Below are 8187 nucleotides of genomic sequence, written 5' to 3'. Positions count from 1 at the left end.
ACCTCCGACCAGTACCTGAAAGCCGCCGCCTGACATGAAACCCATGCTGAAGCTTAGCTGAGCGGCAAACCGGTCCAAATTCCCGGACCACCTCTTGCCTCGGGTCCGGTCATCCGCGATCAGTTGGGCCTGCAACTGTGGGGCCGCAAGTTCGATCAAGACCCGTCCTCGCTTGAGGAAGGCCCGGCGGGTTCGGACGATTTCGATCTGACCGGACGCCTGACATGGGCGCTGGACGACCAGAACCAGTTCCAGTTCGAAGCAGGCCGCACCCGTCTGAAAGCCAATGAGCTTGGGGGCGATAGCTGGCGCGATTACGACCGCGATCACTGGTCACTGTCGCACAAGGGCAGCTATGGCGAAACCGAAACCGAGGTGCAGATTTACCAGGAGGTCGGTGAACGCACCAGCTTTGGCCCCGATGATGACACCGGCGCCATCGTCGAGGATCCGCGCTCACCCAAGGTCACGAACACCACGATCGACGCCAAGGCGACGACGCCGCTGGATTGGAACGGCGCGCATCGGTTCACCTATGGCCTGCAATACACCAAGGCCGCGATCCGCGACCAGAACCCCGGCCAGCAGGCTGAACTGGACCCGGCGGACCGCTATGACCAGACCTTTTCGAACTGGCAATGGGCGTTGTTCGTCGAGGATGAATGGCGGGTGCGTGACGATTTCGCGCTGACGCTGGGCCTGCGCTATTCCGATCACGAAATCTACGGCGGCCATATCACCCCGCGCATCTATGGCGTCTGGGATGCCAATGACAAGCTGACGGTCAAAGGCGGCATATCGACCGGGTTTCGCGCGCCGGATGTGCGTTCGATCGTGCCCGATTACGCCTATACCACGGGCGGCGGCAGCTGCCGCGCGCGCAATTCCTGCGGTGTGATCCTTGGCAACGACGATCTTGAGCCGGAAGAAACCACCAACTTCGAGCTTGGCGCGATCTATGAAGACGACGGCTATACGCTAAGCGCCACCGCCTTCCACACCAAGTTCAAGAACAAGCTGCAGCAGCGCATTCTGGACAGCGATGGTGATGGCAATCCCGACACGTGGGACGGCCCGCAATATCGCGGCGATGACGGGCTTTTGCACGATTACATCGTCTATCAGAACTTCAACGTCGATGAAGCCACCATTTCCGGGGTGGAACTGGCGGGCGACTGGTCGATCACGTCCGATCTGACCATGCGTGCAAGCTATACCTATACCAAGTCGAAGCAGAAGACGGGCGACTTCAAGGGCTTCCCCTTGGCACGCACGCCGGAACACATGGCAAGCCTGCGCTTTGACTGGATGACGCCGGTGACGGGTCTGGATACGTGGATTTCGGCCAATTACCATGGCACAGAAATCGCCTCGGGGTTGCGGATCGGCACGAACGGCAGCCCGGTCACGATCAACGGGGTCGAGGGGCGTAAATATGGTGCCTACACCACCGTCGATCTGGGTGCGAATTACCAGATCAACGACCGCGCCCGTCTGAACGCTGCCGTCTACAACCTGCTGAACGAAGAGATCAACGAAACCGAGTTCAACACGGTGAAAGAGGGTCGCCGCCTTTGGCTGGGCCTGACCGCCGAGTTCTGATCGCAGAAAACGGACCGGCCGGGGGCTTCTCTGGCCGGTCTTTTCACGTCACGCGGAAGCTGCGCGCAGGCGGGCCGCTTTCCACGACCTGACCGCGATGCATCACCAGCACATGGTCGAAAATCTGGCTGGCCACGCGCAGGTCATGCGCTACGAAGATCATCGCCAGATGCCGTTAGCGCTGGATACGGGCGAACCTTTCAAGGAACTGCGCCTGAATCGACACGTTCAGAGCCGAAACCGCCTTATCCGCGATGATGACTTCCGGGTCGAACATCAGCGCGCGGGCAATGGCGATACGCTGGCGCTGGCCGCCCGAAAACTCATGCGGGAAACGCTGATAGGCCGAGGGGTCCGACCCGACCTGCCGCAGGATGTCATGCGTCTTTTCCCGCGCCTTGGCGGGTTTCATGCCTGCGTGACCGGCCCCACGGCCAGCGACGCGCCGACTGTCTGGCGCGAGTTAACCGAGGCATAGGGGTCTTGGAACACCATCTGGATGCGCGGGCGCAGCGGACGAAACTCGGCCTCGGGCATCGGCAGGATGTCGATGCTGTCCAGCAGGATGCGGCCCCCGTCGGCATCGGTCAACTTCATCAAGACCTTGCCCATCGAGGATCTGCCCGACCCGCTTTCGCCCATCACGCCCACGGTTTGGCCACGCCGACGCGTCAGGCCAAGATCGCGCACGGCATGACTTCGCGCTTGCGTCCCAGCAGACCGGACGATGTTCGATAGGTCTTGGACAGGCCCCTCGACCTGCAACAGCACCGGGGCTTCGGCTTCGGGGGCCTTATCCGCCTCGCGCAAGTGCGGGACGCGGCGATCAGGCGTTTGGTATGGGGATGTTCGGGTGCGGTCAGCACCTGCTGGGCCGGCCCCTGTTCCACCAGCAGCCCTTTTCCCAGGACGATCACCGGGTCGGCTATCGGCCACGACGCCGGGGGCAAGGCCGTAAAGGCGCGGGACCGTGCGCGTGGATCATCACCGAACAGCCCGCCAGCAGCGCAATCCGCCCAGCCTGAAACAGCCGCGCGGCAATGTCGCGGCCCAAGTGGTCGGTCCCGAGGATATGCGCCCCGGGCGGCACAAAGCGGGCACGCAGGTCGATGTAAAATTCATCAAAGGGCAGCATCCATGGCCCCGCCATGCAGGCGAAGGTCAGGCCAAAGATCAGGAACAGCCCCACCACGGCCAGTCGGTTGCGGAAAAAGCGCCGGACGGTGCGGCTGCGCCAGCATGTCCGCGACCGTCGCAATATTGCCGAAAGCCAAGCCCTGCTTGACCGCACGGGCAATGCCTATCCACGTCCCCAGCACAAACAAGATCAGCGTGGACGTGCCCATCAGCTGCAGCGTGGTAGGCAGATGGCAGGCGATGATTTCAAGGACCGGGCGGCCATCGCGATAGCTTTTGCCCCAGTCGCTCTGCACCAGATTGCACAGCCAGTCTGCATATTGGATCGGCAGTGGGCGGTTCAGCCCCATCTGTTCGGCGATGCGGTCCTGCGCCTCTGTGGTCATGCCAGGTGTCAGCGCGTATTGCGACAACGGTCCGCCGCGGGCCCGATTCAGCGCCATGAACCCGATCTGAGAGACCAGAAACAAAAGCACCAGCGGATCATACAAGGTCCCCCCTTTGGGGGCGCGACCTGTGCGCGGGGGCCGCGCCGACCGGGTGCAGGCGCGTCATTCTGTAATGGCGTGGGCGCGATCAGGCCCGGCGCCATGGTTGCAACTCCGGTCGCGCCCAACAGCATCAAATTCTGCCGACGGGTAGGGGTAAAGACGCGCTTGTCCTTGTCATCGTGTCATTCCCTGTGGAGGTCGAAATGGACCGGGGGGCTTTGCCGCCTTCAATCCGGGTGAAATCTTAGAAACCGCTGATGAGTTCGATCCTTGACCCGTCCGAAAAGCGGTTGAAACGGAAAGCCGTGGGATCGACGATCGGCGTGCGTCCCGTGACCAGATTGGCCATCAGCCGCCCCGCCGCAGGCCCGATGCCGAAGCCGTGGCCTGAAAACCCCGAGGCGAGGAAGAAGCCCGGCACTTTGTCGATCGCGGAAATCACCGGGACCGCATCGGGCGTCACGTCGATATAGCCGCCCCAGCGCTGTTCGATTTCCGCCTTTTCCAGCACCGGGAAAGCTCGTTTGGCGGCGACGAAGGCGCGGTCCTGAATGCCTTTATGCGGCACCGGGTCCAGCACGCGGTTGTATTCAAAGGGGCTGGGCTCGCTTAGCGACCAGCGGCGGGGGATACGCGCCTCATCCAGAAAACGCATACCCAAGCGCAGGTTCAGCGACCGCCATTCATGGCGCAGTGCGGGCAGGAACTGGCGGCCATAGCGGAAGGTGCTGGGCACGATATTGACCACGTTTTCGTGCCCCGACGCGATGGTATAGCCGCCATCCTTGCGCTTGCGGATCGCAAAGTCCTTGTGCCAGATCGCCTCCTCGGGGCCGCCCTCAAGTGGCTTGGTGCGGATGACCGAATTCAGCACCTTAAGCTGGGGAAAGTCGATGCCCATGTTCCCGGCAAACAGGCCCGACCATGCGCCGCCCGCCAGCACCACCGCGCTGCAACGGATCGCGCCGCGTTCGGTCACGACGCCACTGACGCGCCCGCCCGAGGTTTCGATCCCGCGCACCGCGCATTCGGTCAGGATATGCGCGCCACGATCCCGTGCTGCCTCGGCCACGGCGGGGGCGGCGCGTTGCGGTTCGGCCCGACCATCGGCGGCGGTGTAAAGCGCGCCTTTCAGGTCCATCTTGTTGCCGGGATACTTGTCGTGAAATTCACGGGCCGAGATCATGCGGCTTTCCAGCTGATAGCCGTCAAGATTGCGGTTCCACGCCTCATGTTGGGCATAGGATTCGTCATCGACGCAGGTGAAGACGATCCCCGCGCGCCGATAGCCGGTGTCGCGGCCCGTGCGCGTGTCCAGATCCTTCCAGATGCGCAGCGCCTCGGCCATCAGGGGCACCTCGCGCGGATCGCGGCGCGAGATGCGGACCCAGCCCCAGTTGCGGCTGGACTGTTCATGCCCAATGCCACCCTTTTCGCACAGGGCCACCCGCAGCCCGGATTCCACCAGTTCCAGCGCGGTCGAGCTGCCGATGATACCGCCGCCTATGACGACGACATCGACTTCGGTCGGCAGTTCGGCATCGCCGTGGACGGGGACGACATAGGGGCCGGGCATCAAAAGCTCTCCTCAAGTTGGTAGTTCACGGCGAATTCGGCGACGCTCGCCTTGTTCGGCAGGTCAAGGATCATGGCGCGGATGTGGTCATCCGTGGCCACGATCACCGTTTTTGGAATCATGATCGCGGCATTATCCACGATGGCATTGATCCGCCCGAAACGTTCCAGTGCGGCTGCGACCCACCCGGCCTAGTTTCCGGCTGTGGCGTCATAGGCGTGCAGATGGACGTGATCGCCAACCCAGTCGGGCCACACATCCCCAGCGACACCTGCCAGCCATCGCCTGCCAACTTTTGCGCGATGGTCGCACCGATACGACGGCTTGCCCCAGCGATCAGGGCGACGCGGCTCATGCCTCGACCTCGCGCAGACGGTGATAGGCGCGTTTCAGGATGCCCATCAGCACGGTTTGTTCGTCGCGGGGAATGATGCGGTCGAAAAACGCGGTGGATTGATCGACAACGATGGCACGCACCTTGGCCGCCAATGCCGCGCCTTTTGGGGTGATGAAACATTCCAACGCGCGATTGTCCTTGGCGGAATCGCGGCGTTCGATCAACCCATGCGCTTCGAAACTGTCCAGAATCCGTCCAGTGGCCGAACGATCCTTAAGGATAAGTTCGGCAAGCACCGAAGGACGGATGCCGGGATTGCCGTCGATCAGGAACAGCGCAGTGATTTTCCCCTTGCCCCGCGCGACCTCCAACCGGTCCAGCCGTTGATCCAGATTGCGCGACACCTGCGAGTCCATAACGCGGATGTAAAAACTCAGCGTGTTTTCCAGCACGTCAAGATCGATGCCATGGGTGGGGACAGCTTTCATGTATTTGTTCGTAACTGACTGTCGTCGTGGTTTCCATGCCGCATCGTCGTGATGCCCGATGAGGTAAGGGTCACACCATGGATGACGATGTGTCAGCTAATGGATGAACGCAATCAAAATTGATGGACTTTTACAACTATCACGCAGCTGCCGAATGCTGCATGAAAATCGGGCGACCGAGCCCGCAAAGCGCCGACGAACGCACCAAAATCTGGCAAATGAAAACTGTGCGGATCCTAGCCCGACCGCGCCAGCAGCAGGATCGTGCGACCGTTTTCGTCCAGCAAAAGCAGCTTGCCCTGTTCGGGCATCAGCCGAAAGCCATGCGTGGCACCCAGCGCCTGCATGAACTTGCTTTCCTGATCCATCACGGCGGGCGCGCAAAGCATCCGCGTGCTGCCAAGCCCCTGCATCGTCAGGCCGTCGCCCTGAATTTCAGCCTGCCCGAAGAACCGATTGCAGCCGGCATTGCCGGATACAGCGCCGTCCGAGGCGATATTCAGGCTGGACTGCAGGTTGTCGATGACGCCCCCACCCTGGATATCCTCGGCCAGCCATTCGCCGATGGGCAAGGATTGAGGCACGGGGCTGGGCGTCACCCGCTCGACCGGGATGTCGGTTGCGCCGCCGAATGCCGGGATATGCGTGGTCGTGGTGAACAGCAGTGCGTCATCCAATGTGATCTCGGCCCGCAGCGCATAGCTGTGGCGCGGCACGATGCCGGTGTCATCATATTCCAGCCGATAGGCGATCGGGCTTGCGACCGCCCCGGTGATCGTCTGGACGGCAATGGTGCGCGCCGGGGCATCGGCCAGCGATACGTCCAGCAGGCGCACCTCGGTTTCGGTGCCCGCAGGCAGGGCCATGCGTTCCCTGTATGTGACCGTGCCGCTGATCGTCTGCGGTGCGGCCATGGCGGTCAGCGGCAGGGCCGACAGCGCAGCAAGGGTAAGGGCAGCCAGACGCGATCCGATCATCAGTTTTCCTTTGCATAAGCCGCAACCAGATAGTCGCCCGTGCCTGTCGAACGGTCAATGGCCCTGCGATATCGCCGCACCGCGATGCAGCGCATGGCCGCGCACCGCAAACGCCACGACCAGCAGCAGGACCACCGCACTGGCGATCACGCCGACGAACGCCTGTTCGAACGCCGCGCGGGCCAGCGCCGTAACCTGCGCCGCCATTTCCGGGTCGAGGTGTTCGGCAAGGATCAGCGCCTCGTCCAGACTGTCGCGGGCCTGCGGTGCCAGCGCGATGTCGTCGGGCGGGATCATGGCACGGGTGTAAAGTGCCGACATCAGGCTGCCCAGAAGGGCGATCCCAAGCGCGCCGCCAAGTTCATAGGACACCTCCTCGACCGAGGCGGCCATGCCCGCGCGTTCTTCCGGTGCGGACAGCATGATCGCGGTCGAGGCGGCGGTCATCGCCGCGCCGACGCCAAAGCCCATGACCGCCAGCGCCGCCAGCCATGGCCCGGTGGGGCCGCGATGCAGCACAAGGAACGCCGCCAGTGCAAGCCCTGTCAGCAGAAGCGCCGACCACAGCACCCGTTCGGCCCCAAGACGCGGCAGCGCCATGCCGGTCAGCGGGCCTGCGAAGAACGCCGCGACCGGGATCGGCAGGATCAGCAGCCCTGCCTCAAGCGGGCTGAAACCCAGCACCAGTTGCAGGCGCTGGCTAAAGACCAGCTCGACCCCGATCAGCGCGGCCGAAGCCACCAGCGCCGTCGCGACCCCCGCCGAAAAGCGGCGATTGGCGAATAGCGCAAAGTCGATCAGCGGCGTCGGGCTGCGCAATTGACGGCGCACGAACAGCCACATCGCAACCGCCCCCAGCACGGCGGTGAAGGCGGCAATATCCCATGACGGGCTGCGCTTGCTTAGTTCCTTGATGGCATAGATCAGCCCGACCAGCCCCACCATGACCTGCACCGAACCCAGCAGATCCCAAGGATGGGCGCGGTTTCCAGGCCGATGCGGCAGCAGCAGGGCACTGGCCAACAGGGCCCCCAGCACGACCGGGACGTTGATCAGAAACACCGAGCCCCACCAGAAATATTCCAGCAGCAGCCCGCCGATCACCGGACCCATCGCAGCCCCGCCCGATGCGACGGCGGCCCAGATGCCGATGGCGAATGCGCGTTCACGTTCGTCGGTGAATGTCAGCCGGATCAGCGACAGCGTGGCGGGCATCATCATCGCCGCCCCGACCGCCAGCAGCACGCGGGTCGCGATCAGCGCGCCCGGTGTCGGCGAAAACGCCGCTGCAAGCGACGCTGCGCCAAAGACGACCAGTCCCGCCATGAACATGCGCCGATGCCTCAGACGGTCGCCCAGCGTGCCCAAGCCCGGCAGCAGCCCCGCCACGACAAGCGGATAGGCGTTCACGATCCACAGCTTTTCAGTGGCCGTCGCATGAAGGTCATGCGTCAGGCGCGGCAGTGCCGTGTAAAGCACCGTCATGTCGATCACGATCAGGAAAAGCGCGGTGGATACGGTGGCCAGAACAAGCCAGCGCTTGCGGGGGGACATCGGAATGATCCTTATATGATGCTTC

General features: G+C 63.1%; 10 protein-coding genes. 1 reads left to right on the top strand and 9 read right to left on the bottom strand.

All coding sequences use genetic code 11. The features are described from left to right. Positions 1-123 precede the first annotated feature (123 nt). Positions 124-1602: a TonB-dependent receptor domain-containing protein gene (locus FN835_RS15060; RefSeq protein WP_246098761.1), complete on the top strand. Its 1479-nt coding sequence runs from the start codon at positions 124-126 to the stop codon at positions 1600-1602. 175 nt (positions 1603-1777) lie between these two features. Here FN835_RS15060 and FN835_RS21790 read toward each other — a convergent pair whose 3' ends face one another. From FN835_RS21790 to FN835_RS15025, 9 genes are all read right to left on the bottom strand, one after another. Next, the gene (locus tag FN835_RS21790) at positions 1778-2014 is read right to left on the bottom strand and encodes an ATP-binding cassette domain-containing protein (protein WP_221930446.1); all 237 of its coding nucleotides are present in this window, start codon (positions 2012-2014) and stop codon (positions 1778-1780) included. After that, on the bottom strand, positions 2011-2412 hold the full coding sequence (locus tag FN835_RS21785) for an ATP-binding cassette domain-containing protein (protein WP_221930445.1): 402 nt from the start codon (positions 2410-2412) through the stop codon (positions 2011-2013). Before FN835_RS21785 ends, FN835_RS21790 begins: the two co-directional genes overlap by 4 nt. 115 nt (positions 2413-2527) lie before the next feature. Beyond that, positions 2528-2791 carry a hypothetical protein gene (locus tag FN835_RS15050; RefSeq protein WP_246098763.1) on the bottom strand — a complete coding sequence of 88 codons (264 nt, stop codon included), beginning with the start codon at positions 2789-2791 and terminating at the stop codon, positions 2528-2530. Beyond that, complete coding sequence (locus FN835_RS21635; protein ID WP_246098760.1) at positions 2724-3230, bottom strand: ABC transporter permease family protein; 507 nt, start codon at positions 3228-3230, stop codon at positions 2724-2726. The genes FN835_RS15050 and FN835_RS21635 overlap by 68 nt, the downstream gene beginning before the upstream one ends. A 244-nt stretch (positions 3231-3474) precedes the next feature. Then, positions 3475-4806: an NAD(P)/FAD-dependent oxidoreductase gene (locus FN835_RS15045; protein WP_142664050.1), complete on the bottom strand. Its 1332-nt coding sequence runs from the start codon at positions 4804-4806 to the stop codon at positions 3475-3477. Continuing rightward, entirely contained in the window at positions 4806-4928 is a 123-nt protein-coding gene (locus FN835_RS21780) for a hypothetical protein (RefSeq protein WP_281285415.1), read from the bottom strand. The genes FN835_RS15045 and FN835_RS21780 overlap by 1 nt, the downstream gene beginning before the upstream one ends. Before the next feature lie 229 nt (positions 4929-5157). After that, a complete protein-coding gene (locus tag FN835_RS15035) occupies positions 5158-5631 on the bottom strand; it encodes a MarR family winged helix-turn-helix transcriptional regulator (RefSeq protein WP_142664049.1) in 474 nt (157 codons plus the stop codon). A gap of 236 nt (positions 5632-5867) precedes the next feature. Next, positions 5868-6608, bottom strand: a complete 741-nt coding sequence (locus FN835_RS15030) for an META domain-containing protein (RefSeq protein WP_142664048.1) — start codon at positions 6606-6608, stop codon at positions 5868-5870. 54 nt (positions 6609-6662) lie between these two features. After that, positions 6663-8162, bottom strand: coding sequence for an MFS transporter (locus FN835_RS15025; protein WP_142664047.1), 1500 nt, complete (start codon positions 8160-8162; stop codon positions 6663-6665). Positions 8163-8187: the final 25 nt, after the last annotated feature.

This window comes from Paracoccus laeviglucosivorans (assembly GCF_900182695.1).
Classification (GTDB): Bacteria; Pseudomonadota; Alphaproteobacteria; order Rhodobacterales; family Rhodobacteraceae; genus Paracoccus; species Paracoccus laeviglucosivorans.
The sequence above is the reverse complement of the archived record's forward strand: the minus strand, read 5'-3'. Positions and strand labels throughout refer to the sequence as shown.